Raw genomic sequence first — 16,836 nt, forward strand, 5'->3', positions numbered from 1 at the left:
CTGACAGATCGCGGGATAGTACATTAGGGATGGCAACGAAGAAGACAAGTGACTGAGCTTCAGGTATTCCTCTGTCCGAGCGCCCAACGCGGTTTGCCCAGTACCAGTAGCAGAATCGCGAAGATGGGGCCGACATGGCCGCTTCTGTTTCCCACCCCAAGGACCCGGCCGGCTGCGGGAACACGTAGCTGGATGACGATCGACGTCATGTGAGCCACGACCCGGCGAGCGGTCCGCCAGACGGTCTTCTTCCACTCCCGGTTGCGCGGCCGACTTCAGGTCCGCCGGTATCCCTCAACGCGCCTGCCCTCTCGGCTTTCATCCGTTTCGGTCGACGAGCCGGCGCATCATCCCCTCGTGCCCCAACCGCGCCAAAGTGGGCACGGGGCACACCGCCACTGCCACCACTCCACCTCACAAAAGGAGTTGACCCATGAGTGGATGCGGCTGCGGGCAGTCCCCCATCGCCATCGGCGGCTGTCAGCCCTCCAAGCCGGCCTGTCCCCCCGTTACTTGTCCCCCCGTTGCTTGTCCCGGCTCCAAGCCGTGCGAGCACTGCGAGACGACCCCACTGCGCGACTCCGCGCCGTACCGGGTCGCAGCAACCGCGAGCAGCACCGACCCGACGCCGTACTACACCATCGCCAACACCCATGCCGCACTGGACCCTGTCGTCGCCCAGACCATCCTGAACAGCGGCACGGGCACGTTCCCGGCCGACGACGGGACGCACAACGGCCAGCACACCTGGCTCGCCGGCGTCGTGCACATCGACCCCACGTCACTGCGCGGCAACCCCACCAGCGTCACGATCAGCGCCTCGGTCCATGTCCACAACGACGGCAGGAACACGGCCTGCCAACTCTACGGCCGCTTTGCCCTGTGGAACGGCACGACCCCGATCCGCACCGATCTCCTGGGCCCACCCGATTTGCCGGCCGGTGGTGACGACAACGGCGTCATCCCACCGACCACCGTGTCCCTCGCGGACGTCCTCGCGGGAAAGATCGTCGTCGAGCTCAACCTGGAAACAGGCAACGACGACACCTGCCGAGTCGGCCCCAAGCAGTGGACCGTCGACAGCTTCGTCCTCACCGTCCAGGCGTCCGCCCCGGGCTGCGGCAGGCCGTTCCTCCGTACGACCTGCCGTAACTGCGACGGCGCGGTCACCTGCACGACCGACACCCTCGACGGCTCGACTCCCTACGCCGCGGTCCCGCCGGTCATCCCGGTCCCCTCCTGCCAGGATGGATGCGCCACCGCCCGCCCTCCGTGCATCTCCACAGACCGGGGCAACGCCATCACCCGGGGCAGCGACGGGTGTCTGTACGCACCCGACACGCCTGCTCTGGACCCGTCGCCGTGCAATGCCGCACGGAACACGACCGGTGGGCTGCTCGTGCCGCGGATCGACCTGACGGGTATCGCTCCTGGCGGCAACAGCAGCACCGAACGGTCGGTGGACATCGACGTCACCGGGACGCCCGGCTGCCCCGAAAGGTGGAAGATCGGCGCCCGCCTCACGCCGGTGAGCGCGTTCCTCAACGCCGAGAGGCAGCACGCCAACCTCCTGGCCCAGGCAGGTACCGACGTGCCGATCCCCGAGTCCGACATCGTGCTTCCGGAAGCCGGGGTGTACCACATCGACAGCGATGTACGGTACGCGCTCGGTTCCGCCACCGGCGGCAGCGGCTACATCATCGGCTGGCTCAGGGACGAGACCACGGACACCCTCCTGACGAGCTTCACACAGATCGCGGCGATCAACGCGGCGAGGCAGGAGCAGCAAGGCGGAACCACACACATCATGACCGAGTACGCGGTCGCCTCCGGCCCCCGGACGGTCCGCCTGCACCTGATGTTCGTCCTCACCGGCGGCAAGATCTCCAACGCCGAGGCCGGCGGCACCGACAGCAATGGCGCAACGCGGATGCGCTTCCTCAAGGTCAGGGATTAGGACGTCGCTTCGTTCGGTGAGTGGGCGTTGGCCGAGTGACGGTGTCGCGCTCGTAGACGCAGTCGAGCGCGATGCCCCAGCCGTCGCCGTTGCGACGGTCCAGGCGGTAGAAGATGCACGCGTTCGTCACCACCTGCGACGGCAGCTCGTCGGCGCCTGTGACCACTACCCCCTGAGGGACTCGGATCGTGCGCGGCGGCAGCACTTGGGCTAGCGCGGTCACATCCACGGGGGCAGCGGGGTCTCGATGGTGAAAAAGCGCGGTTGGGGGAATTCGCGCAGCCATCTCCAGCACTTGCCGGTGTCCGTGGCAACCCAAAGGTGGGTCAGGCGCTCGGTACGGCACCCGTTGATGAATTCGGCAGTGGTGAACTCTCCGGAGATCTTGATACGGGCCCGCCCGCCGTAGCTGCTGATCGCGTGCAACTCGGCCAGATTGGACACCGGGAAATAGAGATTGTCCTCGTTGAGATGCGCGACCACTTCTCGGCCGAACGTGTCAGTGTCGAATCGGCTCCAGGCACGTACGAGTTCACCTCGCACTCGTAGGTCATGGTGGCTGCGATATCTGGCGGGGACGGCAATCGCCGCGTCAGTGGCGATGCGGGTGGCGGCGAGCACCGTGAAGTACGCCTCGTCGTCGGCCGGTCCGTCATCAGGCCCCGGCTCTGGCGGTCCGGCAGCAGATCCAGCACGACCGGGCCGACCTCAATCAATGCTCGGGCCTGGTCCGCCGAGCGGGGCGGGATCAGGGCACCGGCGCGCTGCTGGACTTCCGCGCGAACCTCGGGGTCCAGTTCCGTGGCGTGTTCCAGGCACGCCGCCAGGAGGTGGAGCCGGTTCCTGCCGTGGGCAGAGACGTTGTCGCGTGGGATGAGGCCGGTGAGCAGGCGAGTGCGTTCCGTTGGCCGGGAGTGGGCGACGGCCATTCTGTGCGTACACCCGGCCTCTGGCGTATCGACGTACTCATCGACGAGGCACCGGCCGACGCCTGTACGCCGGTGTCCCTTGGCCGCAGCCGCGTGAACATGTCGGCGGTGCAGGCGCCGCCGCGTACGTCCATCGCGATGCCCTGGGACAGGCCGAGGCCGGACGCGACGACACGCACAGTGCCGCTCTCCTCCACCTCGTACAGCTTGCCGCTGCCACCGGTGGCGTAGAGGGTGGTGCCGCTGTGGGCGATGCCGCGCAGGTTGCCCAGGCGCGTGGCGACGGTGGAGCGCGCGGCTGTCACCAGGTTCACCGTGCGCAGTTCGCCGTTGTTGACGGGGAGAGGTGTAGTGGCTCGGTGGGTCGGAGTGGTTGCCAGATTCGGGCCAGCGCCGACGTGGTGAGCACCTGGTCGGGGTGCCCTCGTCCGGCGAGGCGGCCGTCCTGGAGAAGGAGGCAGCAGTCCGCCGCACGTGCGACCTCCAGGTCGTGTGTGGCGTGGACGACTGTCACGCCGTCGGCGACGAGCGCCGTCAGCAGGGCCCCGATCCGCTCCCTCGCCTCCGGGTCCAGGCCCGTGGTCGGTTCGTCGAGAAGCATCAGGTCCGATTCCTGTGCCAACCCTTGTGCGACGAGGGCGCGTTGACGCTGTCCGCCCGACAGCTCTCCCAGTTGGCGTGAAGCGAGGTCGCCGATGCCGAGCCGGTCGAGTGCGGCGTCCACGGTCGCGTGGTCCCGGCGGGTCAGCCGACGCAACGGTCCGCGTTCGCCCCAGCGCCCCATCTCCACGGTCTGCCGGACGGTGAGCGGCAGGGTGTCGCCTACGGCTCCGCGCTGGGGTACGAACGCGGGTGGCCGTTCTCCGTCGTGGTGCAGTTCGCCGGATGTCGGACGGATCACACCGGCGAGAACGCCGAGCAGGGTCGACTTGCCGCTGCCGTTCGGGCCGACGAGTGCCGTCTTCGACAACTTCGGTATTGCCGCGCTGAGTTGCCGCAGTACAGGTCGTCCTGGATAGCCGGCGCACAAGTCGGTGAAACGGACGTGGGGGGTTCGTTCCCGGGAAGCGGCGGGCGAGGGGCCTGGTTTTATGAACATGATTTTCATTGTAGTGTCCTGGCCATGGAATGGTTGACGGCCCCGTTCGAGGTGACCTTCGTGCAGCGAGCCCTGTGGGGCGGGATGCTCGTGTCCGCGATCTGTGCGCTGGCGGGCACCTGGGTTGTCCTGAGAGGGATGGCCTTCCTCGGCGACGCCATGTCCCACGGCCTGCTTCCGGGGGTCGCCCTGGCCGCGCTGTCCGGGGGGAACCTGCTGGTGGGTGCGGTGACCAGCGCCGCCGTCATGACGGCGGGTGTCACCGTTCTCGGGCGTACGCCGAGGTTGTCGCAGGACACCGGTATCGGGCTGCTCTTCGTCGGCATGCTGTCGCTCGGCGTGATCATCGTGTCGCGCTCGCAGTCCTTCGCGGTGGATCTGACCGGCTTCCTGTTCGGTGACGTCCTCGCCGTCCGGCAGCAGGACCTCTTCCTGCTCGCGGTGGCGTTGTTCGCGGCACTGGCGGTGTCGGTCCTCGGGCACCGTGCCTTCCTGGCCCTGGCGTTCGACTCACGCAAGGCTCAGACCCTGGGGCTTCGCCCTCGCCTGGCCCACGCCGTGCTGCTCGGCCTGCTCGGACTCGCGATCGTCGCCTCGTTCCACATCGTCGGAACGCTACTTGTCCTCGGCCTGCTCATCGCTCCGCCGGCAGCGGCCCTGCCGTGGGCGCGCGGTGTCCGCGGGGTCATGGCGCTCGCCGCACTCCTCGGCGTCGCCGCCACGTTCGGCGGCCTGTTGCTGTCCTGGCACCTGGGCACCGCCGCCGGTGCGACCGTCTCGGCCCTCGCGGTGAGCCTGTTCTTCCTCTCCCACGTGGCGTCCGGTGTACGTCACCGCCATGCGCGTCTCTCCCCCCCGTTCCCGCCCTTGAAGTCAACTGAAAGAAGCTTGAGGCGATCGTCATGACCGTCCGCAGAAACGTCACTCCATGGGCTTCGGCCGCACTGGTACTCACCGCGTTGCTCGCCGCGGGCTGCTCTGGGGAGAAACACAACGACCCACGCCCCCTGGTGAGTTCCTCGTCCGTCACTCCGCACGGGTACGTCGCGGGAGCGCAGGAGGCCGCCGAGCAGCAGTCCCGCCTGCTCCTCAATGACCCCGACAGCGGAAACAGCCGGGTTCTCGACCTCATCAGCGATACGGTGCACACGACGGCCCGGACGGAAGGCGCCGTCCGGCTGGTCACGGACGGACGGTTCGGCTACCTCCACACCTCCGGCGGCACGCACGTGCTCGACAGCGGCGCCTGGATGGTGGACCACGGGGACCATGTCCACTACTACAGCGCCGCGATACGTGGCGTCGGCGAGCTTCCCGTGGGCCGTCAGGCGCAGGTACGCAGCGACGCCGTCGTGACCGCCGTGACCGACGAGGACGGGAAGACCGTCCTCTACGACCGCGGCGAGCTGGAGAAGGGCACGATCGCTTCGTCCGGGACGCTGGCGGGCACGTACAGCGGCGCCGTCGTGCCGTACGAGGAGCACCTGCTCGCTTTCGCGGGCGAGGGCGGTACCACGAAGCTCGTCGTGCTGGACCGGAAGGGCGAGCGCGTCGCCTCCCCGGACGTGGAGTGCGAGGAGCCGCGCGGCGACGCCGTCACCCGTCGCGGCCTGGTCCTGGGCTGCGCCGACGGGGCCCTGCTCGTCCGCGAGAAGGACGGCGCCTTCACCGCCGAGGAGATCCCCTACGCCGAGGAAGTGCCGGCGGAGGGACGGGCCACCTCCTTCCGCCAGCGACCCGGCAGCGACACCCTCACCGCACCGGCCGGGGATGACGCCGTATGGGTCCTGGACGTCACCGAGCGGTTCTGGACCCGGGTGGACACCGGTCCCGTCATCGCCGCCAACACCGCCGGAGAGGGCTCCCCGCTGCTCGTTCTGGAGACCGACGGCTCGCTGCACGGCTACGACATCGCCACCGGGAAGCAGACCGCGCGGACCAGGACACTCCTGACCGGAGAGGAGCCGGCCGGCACCGACGAAGGCGCCCCCGTCATCGAGGTCGACCGCAGCCGCGCCTACGTCAACGACCCCGAGGGCAAGAAGGTGTTCGAGATCGACTACAACGACAACCTGCGCATCGCACGCTCCTTCGACCTGGACATCGAGCCGGTGCTCATGGCGGAGACCGGCCGATGAACCGAGCCTCGGCGAAGCAGCGCGTGAGGGTGAGCGCGGCACGGCTGCGTCATCTGATCGTGGGCCTGCTCGCCCTCGCCACTGCGGCAGCCGTCTCCGCCTGCACCACCGGCGAGGAGCACCCCCGCATCGTCGTCACGACCAACATCCTCGGCGACATCACCAGGGAGATCGCCGGTGACGAGGCCGACGTCACCGTCCTGATGAAGCCCAACGCCGATCCCCACTCCTTCGGCCTGACGGCGGTGCAGGCCGCCGAGCTGGAGCGCGCCGACCTGGTGGTCTACAACGGCCTGGGGCTGGAGGAGAACGTCCTGCGGCACGTGGACGCCGCCCGCGAGTCCGGCGTCGCCACCTTCGCGGTAGGCGACGCGGTCGACCCGCTCACCTTCCGGACGTCCGACGACGGCGGCCCCGAGGAAGACGAAGGACAACCCGACCCACACTTCTGGACCGATCCCGACCGGGTGCGCAAGGCCACCGGCCTGCTGGCCGACCAGGTGATCGAGCACGTCGACGGTGTGGACGTCAGCGCGATACGCGCACATGCCGACCGCTACGGCGAAGAACTCACGGACCTCACCGCCTGGATGGAGAAGTCCTTCGACGGCGTCCCCGAGGACCAGCGCGCCCTGGTGACCAACCACCATGTTTTCGGATACCTCGCCGACCGCTTCGGCTTCCGGGTGATCGGCGCGGTCATCCCCAGCGGCACCACGCTGGCCTCACCCAGCTCCTCCGACCTGCGCTCGCTCACCGAGGCGATGGAGGAGGCCGGCGTGCGCACCGTGTTCGCCGACTCCTCCCAGCCGACACGGCTCGCCGAGGTCCTGCGCACGGAACTCGGCGGCCGGGTCCAGGTCGTGGAGCTGTATTCGGAGTCGCTGACCGCCGAGGGCGAGGGTGCCGACACCTACCTGCGGATGATGCGCGCCAACACCACCGCCATGGCCGACGGCCTCACCGGCGGCTGACTCCCTGAGCCTTCAACATGCACCGGCCGACCGGGCCGAAACCGTCATGCACCCACCGCCGCCACCGAGCGGCGCGGAAAGGAACACACCGATGAACACGTCGATACGCAGCAGAGCCCTCACCGGGACCGCACTCGCCCTGGCGGTGTCCACGGTCCTGACCGCGTGCGGAGGGGAGGACTCCTCCTCCGGCACCAAGGCCGCGGGCACCGCGAGCGCCACGCCCGCCGCCGCGGTCAAGGACCCGCTGGTCGCCACCTTCGACGGCGGCCTGTACATCCTGGACGGCGAGAGCCTCAAGCTGACCCGGACCATCGAGCTGTCCGGCTTCAACCGGGTCAACCCCGCCGGTGACGAGGACCACGTCGTCGTCTCCACCGACACCGGCTTCCGGGTGCTGGACGCCACCGGGCAGGCCCTTACCGATATCGAGTACAAGGGTGCCAAGCCCGGACACGTCGTACGGCACGCGGGAAAGACCGTGCTCTTCACCGACGGCACGGGGGCGGTCAATGTCTTCGACCCTGCGGACCTGAGCGGTGGCAAGAAGCCGGAAGGACGCACCTACACCTCCGCCGAGGCACATCACGGTGTCGCCATCGAGCTGGCCAACGGCGAGCTCCTCAGCACCCTGGGCACCGAGGAGGAGCGGACCGGCGCGCTGGTGCTGGACGAGAAGAACAAGGAGATCACGCGTAACGAGAAGTGCCCCGGTGTGCATGGTGAGGCGGCTGCCCGGAACGAGGCCATCGCCGTCGGCTGCGAGGACGGTGTCCTGATCTACCAGGACGGGAAGTTCACCAAGGTCGACGCCCCCGACGACTACGGCCGCATCGGCAACCAGGCCGGCAGCGACGCCTCCCCCATCCTCCTGGGCGACTACAAGACCGACAAGGAGGCCGAGCTGGAACGGCCCACCCGCATCTCCCTCATCGACACCGAGAAGAAGAAGCTGCGCCTGGTGGACCTGGGCACCAGCTACTCCTTCCGCTCACTGGCCCGCGGCCCGGAGGGTGAGGCCCTCGTCCTCGGCACCGACGGCGCCATCCACGTCATCGACCAGAACAGCGGCGAGGTCGAGAGGAAGATCCCCGCCGTGGGCACGTGGCAGGAGCCGCTGGACTGGCAGCAGGCCCGGCCCACGCTGTTCGTCCGCGACGACACCGCCTACGTCTCCGACCCCAGCGGGAAGGCCCTGCACGCCATCGACCTGGAGACCGGCAAGAAGATCACCTCGGTTGCTCTGCCGCAGAGCACCAACGAGCTGTCGGGCGTCGTCACCGGATCCTGACTGCGGCCTTCTCCTGGGCGGCAGGATGACGGCCGTCGTGGCCGCGGGCGAGGCCGGCCACGGGGCGGGGAGCGGACGCCGTCACGCCCCCTTGCCCCCGTGGCGTACGCGGCCGACGCTGTCCGGGGCTCGACGGCACTGGAGATCCGGTGCCGTCGAGTCCCTCGGTGCCGGGTGAATGCGGCAGCCGGTGCCCCGGGCTGCTCAGCTTGTACGAGCAAGGCTGCTCCTCCTGGGCCTGCCTGTTCAGGAGCAGTTCCGGTCCTTCAATGATCAGCGCGCTCTGTGCACGTTGACGGCACCCTTGAACGTCAACCCCACCGTGACACCGTGAGCAGCACCCCGCTCGCGCGGAGACCAGCGGGGACGCCCACTCCTTCCTGGTCAGTGCTGCGGTTCACGGAGCGTCAGTCGCTCAGGCACGCTTCGATCATCAGAGCGAGCCGGCGTTCCATCGCGATCAGGGTCTCGGAGGACAGGCTCTCCTCCTCGCCCAGGAGCGCGCCGATACCGAAGAGGCCGAGGCCCATGGTCAGGGATTCGAGCAGTCGGATCTTGGCCGGCGCTTCCGGATCCCCGGCGAGGAACTGGCGCCAGTGCCCCCGCGCCCTTCGTTCCAGCTCGTGCCTGAGGAGCTTCCCGCCGTCCAGGTCGATGGACCGGACGAGGGCGAGTGCGGGTGTTCTGCGGTCGACGTCCTGCCAGTAGGCCATGAGGTCGGATGCGAATTCACCGACGTCCGTCAGGGGTTGTGCCTCGTCGACGTGGGCCTGGGCCACCAGCTCGAAGAGCGCCCGCTTGGAGACGAAGTACCGGTTGACGAGGGCTGGTGTGACACCGGCGTCCTGGGCGATGTCCTGAAGGGTCACGTGGGCGAAGCCATGTTCCGCGAACCGCCGCGCCGCCGCTCGCAGAATGTCGTTGCGTGTCGCGGCGGAGTCCTTGGCACGGTGTGCGTCGCGTCCCTTCGGACGAGCCCGTCGCGTCCCGTCCGATGGACCTGCGGCAGTCATACGAACCAGTCTGCCACAAGCGTCATTCATGTCTTGGCGGGCTGACTCTGGGCCGGGATGCCCGCGGGGCGTGCGAGACGGCGGGCCAGTGCCCGCAGGTCGGTCGACGGATCCGTGAGCACCTCGTGTGCCACTGCGGCGTCCGTGTCGAGGATCGCCTTCGCGGCGCGGACCGCCTTCGGCTCATCGAGTCCGGCGACGGCGGCGAGCCGGCCCGCCCGGAGCCAGAAGGCCACGAACCGCTCCGGAGTCGCCCCCTCTCGCACCACCACCTGGTCGGATCCGCGTCCTCGGCCGAACATCTGCAACGACTTGCCGTACTGGTCGGACCAGAAGTAGGGCGCCGCATCGTTGATCGTGGGCAGGCCGGCCATCGACGCGCCCACCGCCGCGCCGCGGCGCATGGCGACGTCCCAGTGCTCGATCCGCTCACGGACCCCGGTGCGCGGGTGGATCTGGCTGGCCACGTCGCCGGCCGCCCAGAACCACGGATGATCGGTGCGGCCGTACTCGTCCACGACGACCCCGCCGTGGATGGTGGCGCCGGCGGCAGCGGCGAGTTGATCGCTCGGGACCACCCCGACGCCCACCACCACGGTGGCCGCGGGCAGCCGTTCGCCGCCGGCCAGAACGACCTCTTCCACGGAACCGTGGCCGGCGTACCTCTCCACGGTCCGGCCGCTGATGACCCGTACGCCGTTGTCCCGGTGCAGTCGGGTCATGAGCCGGGCGACCGCTGGGCCCAGCGGGCCGAGAAGGGGGAGCGCCGTCGCCTCGACGACCGTGACGTCGAGGCCCATCGTCCGGGCCACCGCGGCGGCTTCGAGTCCGATGAAGCCGCCGCCGACCACGACCAGCGGGCCGCCCCGGTGCAGGCCGGCGAAGACGCGTCGCGCGTCGGCCGCGGTGCGCAGGGTGTGTACGTTGTCCAACTGCTCCCCCGGTGTGCCCAGTCGGCGCGCGGAGACACCCGTCGTGAGCAGTACCCGGTCGCCGGGCAGCTCGCCGCCGCCGGCCAGGACGACCCGCCGGTGTTCGTCGTCGAGCCGGTGCACCCGCAGGCCGATGACCAGGTCGGTGCCGTGCTCCCGGTAGTGCTCCTCGGGCAGGATGGGCCGCACGGCATGCTCCGGGTCCGCCTTCTTCGACAGGGGCGGCTTCTCGTACGGGAGGAGCGGCTCGGCGTCCACGACGGTGACCGTTCCGTCGAATCCGCTCCGCCGCATCGCCATGGCGGCCGACACACCGGCGATGCTTCCGCCGACGATCACGTGGTGGGTCTTGGACACGATGGCCCTCTCGTTCAAGGTACGTAAATTGCCGGGGATCACCCCGGCCGGTTCACGGAGCCGCGGACCGGCCGGGCGTGCCGACGCTGCTGATGTCGATGACGGTCCCGGTAGCGGTGGCGGACTCCTCTCGTGCGGCGAGGAGGACGTACGAGCCGACGTAGTCCTCGGGCCGGATGTCGAGTTGCAGGGCCGAGAAGGTCCGGATGACGTCCCGGATCGGGAGGGCGTCCTCGATGGAGGTGTCGGCCAGGCCCATCGCCCCGGGTCCGCGCAGGTCCGTGGCCATGCCGCCCGGGGCGACCGCGTTCACCCGGACGTCGGGGGCGAGTTCGTAGGCCAGTTGCCTGACCAGTCCGACGCCTGCGTGTTTGGAGGCGACGTAGAGGGGACAGCCGCCGCGCGGATAGAACGACGCGTTCGACAACGTGAACACGATCGATCCTCGGGACGCGGTCAGGGCCGGCAGTGCGGCCTTGGCTCCGAGCAGATAGCCCTTCACGTTCACCGCGAACAGCTCGTCGAACCCGGAGGCGAGGGACTGCGGATCGCTCTCGGCGAGCGAGCGGTTGAAGTCCCACAGGCCCGCGTTGCCGATGAACGTGTCGAGTTTTCCCCGCCGGTCGACGGCGGCCTCGCAGGCGCGGAGGTTGTCCTCGTAGCGGGTCACGTCACCGACCACGGTGACCACCGACTCGCCGATTTCGGCCTTGAGTGTGTCGAGCTTCTCCTGCGACCGGTCGAAGGCGACGACGCTCGCGCCCTCGGCGGTGAAGCGGTCGACGACGGCCCGGCCGAGGCCGGATGCGGCTCCGGTGACCACCACGGACGCGTTGTCGAGCCGTGCCATGGTCAGTCCTCCTTCACGAGGTAGTTCCGGGGGAGCGCGACGAAGACGACACCTTCGACACACTCCACCGGGTGGACGGCCACGGGCCTGGTGGCAGGGGGTGAGACGACCTCGCCGGTGCGGAGGCTGAACTTGGCCATGTGCAGGGTGCATTCGACGACGCAGCCTTCGACCCACCCGTCCGCGAGCGAGAAGGTCTCGTGCGTGCAGGTGTCATCGATGCAGAACGCCTCGCCCTCCGCCGCGAAGACGGAGGTGAGGGGAACGGTGGCGAGCTTGCGCCCTTCGTCCTCCGGGAGTTCGTCCACCGCGCAGGCGCGGACCCATGTGCGGTCCGGGAGATCGGGCAGGCCCGGGGGAAGCGTGTGCTGGGTCACGACGCGCCTCACAGGAAGATGCTGATGCTCGGTGCCAGGAGTGTGGTCTGCTCCAGGACGATCTTCCGGGACGCGATCCGGTAGGGGTAGCCGGTGTCCGGGCCGGCGGGGCGCAGGGTGTCGAAGCGTTCGCCGATGAACCAGTCCTGGTGACGTTCCAGACGGCTGCGGTAGACGGAGAAGTTGGAGACGACGTCCAGCTCGCCGGGTTCGGTGCCCGGGGCGAGTCGGACGTTGGTGATGAGCCGGCGGGTGCGGGAGGGCGGCTCCTCGGACCAGGAGATGCCGGAGGTGTAGCGGCGTACCCGGCCGGTCAGGAAGTACTTGTCGTCGTCGATGAGGGCGCTCTCGTCCTCGCCCGCGATCTCGTGGTGGCGTTCCCGGTTGGTGCGGGTGGTCCGGGTGGGCAGCCAGTAGTGGACGTCCTCGGTGAAGAGGTCGATCCACTCCTGGAAGCGGCGCTGGTCGAGGAGTTCGGCCTCGGCGTACAGGAACTGCTCGACGTCGTGCTGGGTCTGCACGTCGGTGGTGCGGAACACCGTGGCCGGCGTCTCGGTGCGGTCGATGGTCGTCATGGTGGTCACGCCTCCTCTGCGAGGGCGGAGTCCGCGGCGTCCCGTGCCCGGTCCGGCTTCTGGATCCGCGCCCAGGGCGTGCCGGTGACCAGGTCACGCCACCGGCGGTAGAAGCCGCGCGCCGCGTGCTCGGCGTACACATGGTTGGACGAGCCGGGCAGACCGTGGACGTCCTGCTCGTCGTGGCCCAGGCCCATGCCCGTGTGGAACTTGGTGGTACGGGCCTTGTGACCGCGCAGCACCTGCTGGATCTCGGTCCAGTTCTCGCCGTCGTCGGTCTCGAACGACCCGGCCGGGCTGAACGTCCGCTGGGTCATCTTCCGCATCTCCGCCTTGACGTCGTCCGGAGCGTCCTTGGGGCGGTAGCTCCAGGCCCATACCTCGATCTGCCCGGGTCCGCGCGGGTGCCACACCCGCATCGTGGAGAGGCCGAAGGCGAGCCAGGAGAAGTTCGGGAAGATCGTGTTGTGGTTGTTCACCTTCAGCACCCGGTCGATCCCGACCTGCTCGATGTGCTCCTCTTCCTTCGTTTTCATCCAGGCGTACGTGGCGTCTCCGAGGTACGGCGCCGGCATGACGGCCTGCGGGCTGAAGAAGCCCCCGGACCCGTGTCCGTTGTCGCCGAACTGGCGGCCGGGGGCGTTCTGGTTGGAGTTGCCGCCGGAGGCGTTGGGATCGTCCGTCAGCGCCATCATCGCCGAGGCGTGCGAGACGGGCGCGTGGTACATGTCGCTGGCGAACTGCTCGGCGGCGAACTTCCAGTTGCAGTCGATGACCCACTTGGTGGTTCCTGGCACCAGTTCCAGGCCGCTGGCGAAGCGGTCGACGACCGCGTCGAAGTAGAAGGCCATGTCGCCGAGGTAGTCCTCGAACTCGGGGGTCTCCTCCGACCAGGTGCCGAAGCAGAAGCCCCGGTAGTTCGCGATCCGCAGGACCTTCAGAGCGCCCCACCTGCTCTTGTCGATCTCGTTGCGGTAGGCCACCTCCTCCAGCGGTACGTTGATCAGGTTGCCCGCCAGGTCGTAGGCCCACCCGTGGTACGTGCAGGTGAAGGTCTTGCTGGTGCCGGCGTCCGTCCGGCAGATCCTCATGCCCCGGTGCCGGCACTGGTTCAGGAACGCCTTCACGGACCCGTCCCGCTGCCGGACCACCAGAACCGGGTCCTCGGCCATGTACGTCTGGATGAAGCTGCCCGGCTTCGGCAGCTGGGAGTCGTGGGCGAGGAACAGCCAGGTGCGCCCGAAGACGTACTCCAGCTCGCGCTCGTACAGGTCCTGATCCGTGTAGATCCGCGGATCGTTCCATCCCCGATCGGGGTCGACCATGGTGTTCAGGTCAATCATGTCCGCTCCTGGTGGAGGCGATGCGACTCTTTCGAAGAGAAGCCTGCGGCAGCGGGTCCGGAAGGCGAACCGTCCCGTTCTGAGGGGTGGAACAGATCGGCGCCGTATCGTCGGACCGGACCCGCGGGCGGGGGATGTGCCCGGTCAGGCGGCCGGGGTGCGTGCGGCGAGCAGGGTGAGGGCGATATCGATGATCATGTCTTCCTGGCCGCCCACCAGCCCTCGCCTGCCGCACTCCATGAGGAGGTCGCGGACGTCGACGCCGTAGCGCCGGGAGGCGTTCTCGGCGTGACGCAGAAAGGACGAGTAGACACCCGCGTAGCCGAGGGTGAGGGTCTCGCGATCGACCCGGACCGGCCGGTCCTGCAAGGGTCTGACCAGGTCGTCGGCGGCGTCCTGGAGTGTGAACAGATCGCAGCCGTGCTGGAGTCCGGACAGGTCGGCGACGGCGATGAACGCCTCGATGGGGCAGTTGCCCGCGCCCGCGCCATGGCCCGCGAGGGACGCGTCGACCCGGTACGCACCGTTCTCGACGGCGACGACCGAGTTGGCGACGGACAGCGAGAGGTTCTCGTGGGCGTGGATGCCGATCTCGGTGGCCGGGTCCAGGACGTCCCGGTACGCGCGGACCCTGGCCTCGACGTCCTTCATGGTGAGCCGGCCGCCGGAGTCCGTGACGTACACACAGTGCGCGCCGTAGGACTCCATCAGCTTGGCCTGCCGTGCCAGTTCCCGGGGCTCGGCCATGTGGGAGAGCATCGGGAAGCCCGACACGTCCATCCCGATCTCGCGGGCCGAGGCGATGTGCTGCGCGGCGATGTCGGCCTCGGTGCAGTGCGTGGCCACCCGAACGGAACGCACACCCAGGTCCCAAGCCCGCTTGAGTTCGTGGATCGTACCGACCCCGGGCAGGAGCAGGGTGGTCAGTCGAGCCCGTTTGAGCACAGAGGCCGCTGCTTCGATCCACTCCCAGTCGGAGTGCGAACCGGGGCCGTAGTTGAGCGACCCGCCCGCAAGACCGTCCCCGTGGGCGACTTCGATCGCGTCGACGCCGGCGTCATCGAGAGCCGTGACGATCCGGCGGACCTTGTCGGGGGTGATGCGGTGACGAACGGCGTGCATGCCGTCGCGCAAGGTGACGTCCTGGACGAAGACCGAGGTGGTCATAGGGCCTCCGATCCGGCGGCGATACGCTCGGCGACCTGTAGCGCTGCCGACGTCATGATGTCGAGGTTGCCCGCGTACGCCGGCAAGTAGAGCGCGGCGCCCTCGACTTCGAGGAACACCGAGACCTGATGGGTGGGCCGGGTCGCGTCCCCCTCCGTCAGGGTCCGGACCGGCTGGTCGGCGGGGATCTCGGTGATCTGGATGTCCTGCTTGAGGCGATAGCCGGGAACGTATGCCGCCACGTCGGCCACCATCTTCTCGATGGACTGGCGGATCTCCTGGTGCCGTCGCGGGTCGGGGGCGTCGACCAGGCAGAACACGGTGTCCCGCATGATCAGTGGCGGTTCGGCAGGGTTCAGGACGATGATCGCCTTGCCCCGGCGGGCCCCGCCCATGACGTACGACTCCGCCTTCGTCACCGACGAGTTGGTCCGCCAGCGCTCGGACGCGGCCCGTCGCCGCCCCGACCATCTGGCCAACTTCCTCGCGGGCGGGCTCGGCGCCGACATGCCCCGCGGGATCACCGCGGACGACGTCGCCGCGATCCAGGTCCCGTCCCTGCACTTCCACGGCCGGGACGACCGGGTCGTGCACTTCGAGAACTCGCTGAAGCTGGTCTCGCTGATCCCCGACTCCCGCATGGTCCTGATGAACCGGTGCGGCCACTGGCTCCAGCTCGAACACGCCGACGAGTTCAACCGTCTCGTCGCCGACTTCGTCTCCGCGCCGTGAGCGCGACGGGCACCGAAGCCCGGCAGAACCTCAAGGAAGAAGGAAGGACGGATCATGGCTGAGGTCATCGGTCTTGGATATGTGGTCGTCGAGGCCCAAGACCTCGACGCATGGCGGAAGTTCGCCAGTGATCTCCTCGGTCTGCAGTCGGCCGAGGACACACCGGACAGGCTCCTGCTGCGGATGGACGAGAAGGCGTACCGCCTCCACATCCGCCGTGGCGACACGGACCAGGTCACCGCGATCGGCTGGGAGGTGAAGGGCCCGAAGGAACTGGAGGAGATCGCGGCTCGGTTGGAGAGCAACGGCTACTCCGTCAAGCGAGCGACCGACGATGCGGTGACGGAGCGTCAGGTGAGCGGGCTCGTCGAGTTCGACGACCCCGCGGGCCAACGCCTGGAACTCTTCTGGGGTTTGCTGGAGGCGCGGCAGCGGTTCGTCTCGCCCACCGGGGCCGGCTTCGTCACCGGGCGGGGCGGGATGGGCCACGTCTTCCAGTTCACCGACGACGGCCCGGCCCAGGGCCGGCTCTACCAGGACCTCCTCGGCTTCCGGCTGAGCGACCTCATCGAGTTCGCCCCGGGCGCGAGCGGCACGTTCCTCCACGCCAACGAGCGTCACCACTCCTTCGCCTACGCCTCGGTCCCCGGCCCGACCGGCTTCGGGCACCTGATGTTCGAGGTCACCGAACTCGACCTGGTGGGACGGGCCTGGGACAAGGTCCAGGACGGCGCTGCCCCGGTCGCGGCGACCTTCGGCAAGCACACCAACGACGAGATGCTGTCCTTCTACGTGGTGACGCCCTCCGGTTTCCAGGTCGAGTACGGGTTCGGCGGCAAGCTGGTCGACGACGCCACTTGGGCACCGGCCCGCTACGACGCGGCGAGCTACTGGGGCCACCGGCGGGCGGACCCGAACGAGCCGGACGTATAGACCCGAACGTGTGGGCAACGCCGTATTCGCCACGTCTCGCGCCGTGTCACGGGCGGGCTCCTGGTGATACCCCTGATCGTCGCCGCCGCACCGGCGACAGGCGGGTTCCGCCCCTGAACCCGCCAGGGCGGGCTGCCGTCGCCACGACGGCAGCCCGTGCGCGGCGGCC

17 protein-coding genes and 1 pseudogene are annotated in these 16,836 nt (G+C 68.9%); 7 read left to right on the top strand and 11 right to left on the bottom strand.

Translation table 11 applies throughout. The features are described 5' to 3' along the window. Nucleotides 1-433 precede the first annotated feature (433 nt). On the top strand, nucleotides 434-1,957 hold the full coding sequence (locus CU044_RS30525) for a hypothetical protein (RefSeq protein WP_129771978.1): 1,524 nt from the start codon (nucleotides 434-436) through the stop codon (nucleotides 1,955-1,957). 219 nt (nucleotides 1,958-2,176) lie between these two features. Here CU044_RS30525 and CU044_RS30530 read toward each other — a convergent pair whose 3' ends face one another. From CU044_RS30530 to aztA, 3 genes are all read right to left on the bottom strand, one after another. Then, a complete protein-coding gene (locus tag CU044_RS30530; RefSeq protein WP_129771979.1) occupies nucleotides 2,177-2,578 on the bottom strand; it encodes a hypothetical protein in 402 nt (133 codons plus the stop codon). A gap of 127 nt (nucleotides 2,579-2,705) precedes the next feature. Then, entirely contained in the window at nucleotides 2,706-3,191 is a 486-nt protein-coding gene (locus tag CU044_RS30535; RefSeq protein WP_129771980.1) for a hypothetical protein, read from the bottom strand. Nucleotides 3,192-3,196: 5 nt separating this feature from the next. Next, the gene (aztA, locus tag CU044_RS30540) at nucleotides 3,197-3,994 is read right to left on the bottom strand and encodes a zinc ABC transporter ATP-binding protein AztA (RefSeq protein WP_129771981.1); all 798 of its coding nucleotides are present in this window, start codon (nucleotides 3,992-3,994) and stop codon (nucleotides 3,197-3,199) included. A gap of 15 nt (nucleotides 3,995-4,009) precedes the next feature. Between aztA and aztB the strand changes: the two genes are divergently transcribed. The 4 genes from aztB (at nucleotide 4,010) to aztD (ending at nucleotide 8,388) form a co-directional block, all read left to right on the top strand. Then, nucleotides 4,010-4,891, top strand: coding sequence for a zinc ABC transporter permease AztB (aztB, locus tag CU044_RS30545; RefSeq protein WP_129771982.1), 882 nt, complete (start codon nucleotides 4,010-4,012; stop codon nucleotides 4,889-4,891). Beyond that, nucleotides 4,888-6,123: a hypothetical protein gene (locus CU044_RS30550; protein ID WP_129771983.1), complete on the top strand. Its 1,236-nt coding sequence runs from the start codon at nucleotides 4,888-4,890 to the stop codon at nucleotides 6,121-6,123. The genes aztB and CU044_RS30550 overlap by 4 nt, the downstream gene beginning before the upstream one ends. Beyond that, nucleotides 6,120-7,097, top strand: coding sequence for a zinc ABC transporter substrate-binding protein AztC (gene aztC, locus CU044_RS30555; protein WP_129771984.1), 978 nt, complete (start codon nucleotides 6,120-6,122; stop codon nucleotides 7,095-7,097). The genes CU044_RS30550 and aztC overlap by 4 nt, the downstream gene beginning before the upstream one ends. 91 nt (nucleotides 7,098-7,188) lie before the next feature. Then, nucleotides 7,189-8,388 carry a zinc metallochaperone AztD gene (gene aztD, locus CU044_RS30560; RefSeq protein ID WP_129771985.1) on the top strand — a complete coding sequence of 400 codons (1,200 nt, stop codon included), beginning with the start codon at nucleotides 7,189-7,191 and terminating at the stop codon, nucleotides 8,386-8,388. Nucleotides 8,389-8,795: 407 nt separating this feature from the next. On the opposite strand, the gene CU044_RS30565 is transcribed toward aztD, so the two are convergent. The 8 genes and pseudogenes from CU044_RS30565 to CU044_RS30600 all read right to left on the bottom strand — a co-directional run. Next, nucleotides 8,796-9,431 carry a TetR/AcrR family transcriptional regulator gene (locus tag CU044_RS30565; RefSeq protein ID WP_129771986.1) on the bottom strand — a complete coding sequence of 212 codons (636 nt, stop codon included), beginning with the start codon at nucleotides 9,429-9,431 and terminating at the stop codon, nucleotides 8,796-8,798. Then, nucleotides 9,428-10,708, bottom strand: a complete 1,281-nt coding sequence (locus tag CU044_RS30570; protein WP_240045951.1) for an FAD-dependent oxidoreductase — start codon at nucleotides 10,706-10,708, stop codon at nucleotides 9,428-9,430. Before CU044_RS30570 ends, CU044_RS30565 begins: the two co-directional genes overlap by 4 nt. 34 nt (nucleotides 10,709-10,742) lie before the next feature. Next, nucleotides 10,743-11,540 (bottom strand): 3-(cis-5,6-dihydroxycyclohexa-1,3-dien-1-yl)propanoate dehydrogenase, encoded by a 798-nt coding sequence (gene hcaB, locus CU044_RS30575; protein WP_129771987.1) that lies wholly within the window; start codon nucleotides 11,538-11,540, stop codon nucleotides 10,743-10,745. Between the two features lie 2 nt (nucleotides 11,541-11,542). Beyond that, a complete protein-coding gene (locus tag CU044_RS30580) occupies nucleotides 11,543-11,929 on the bottom strand; it encodes a bifunctional 3-phenylpropionate/cinnamic acid dioxygenase ferredoxin subunit (RefSeq protein WP_275670237.1) in 387 nt (128 codons plus the stop codon). Then, nucleotides 11,926-12,492 carry an aromatic-ring-hydroxylating dioxygenase subunit beta gene (locus CU044_RS30585; protein ID WP_129771988.1) on the bottom strand — a complete coding sequence of 189 codons (567 nt, stop codon included), beginning with the start codon at nucleotides 12,490-12,492 and terminating at the stop codon, nucleotides 11,926-11,928. The genes CU044_RS30580 and CU044_RS30585 overlap by 4 nt, the downstream gene beginning before the upstream one ends. A 5-nt stretch (nucleotides 12,493-12,497) precedes the next feature. Beyond that, nucleotides 12,498-13,835, bottom strand: coding sequence for an aromatic ring-hydroxylating dioxygenase subunit alpha (locus tag CU044_RS30590; RefSeq protein WP_129771989.1), 1,338 nt, complete (start codon nucleotides 13,833-13,835; stop codon nucleotides 12,498-12,500). Nucleotides 13,836-13,979: 144 nt separating this feature from the next. Then, entirely contained in the window at nucleotides 13,980-15,002 is a 1,023-nt protein-coding gene (gene dmpG, locus CU044_RS30595) for a 4-hydroxy-2-oxovalerate aldolase (protein ID WP_129771990.1), read from the bottom strand. After that, a pseudogene (locus CU044_RS30600) lies at nucleotides 14,999-15,397 on the bottom strand (acetaldehyde dehydrogenase (acetylating)); the annotation flags it as partial. The gene dmpG and the pseudogene CU044_RS30600, both read right to left, overlap by 4 nt. Between CU044_RS30600 and CU044_RS30605 the strand changes: the two are divergent. Together CU044_RS30605 and CU044_RS30610 are read left to right on the top strand one after the other, a co-directional pair. Then, nucleotides 15,396-15,734 (top strand): alpha/beta hydrolase, encoded by a 339-nt coding sequence (locus tag CU044_RS30605; protein WP_240045952.1) that lies wholly within the window; start codon nucleotides 15,396-15,398, stop codon nucleotides 15,732-15,734. The pseudogene CU044_RS30600 and the gene CU044_RS30605 overlap by 2 nt on opposite strands. A 54-nt stretch (nucleotides 15,735-15,788) precedes the next feature. Next, complete coding sequence (locus CU044_RS30610) at nucleotides 15,789-16,667, top strand: VOC family protein (RefSeq protein WP_129771993.1); 879 nt, start codon at nucleotides 15,789-15,791, stop codon at nucleotides 16,665-16,667. The last annotated feature ends 169 nt before the right edge of the window (nucleotides 16,668-16,836 follow it).

Source organism: Streptomyces sp. L-9-10 (assembly GCF_004151105.1).
GTDB lineage: Bacteria > Actinomycetota > Actinomycetes > Streptomycetales > Streptomycetaceae > Streptomyces.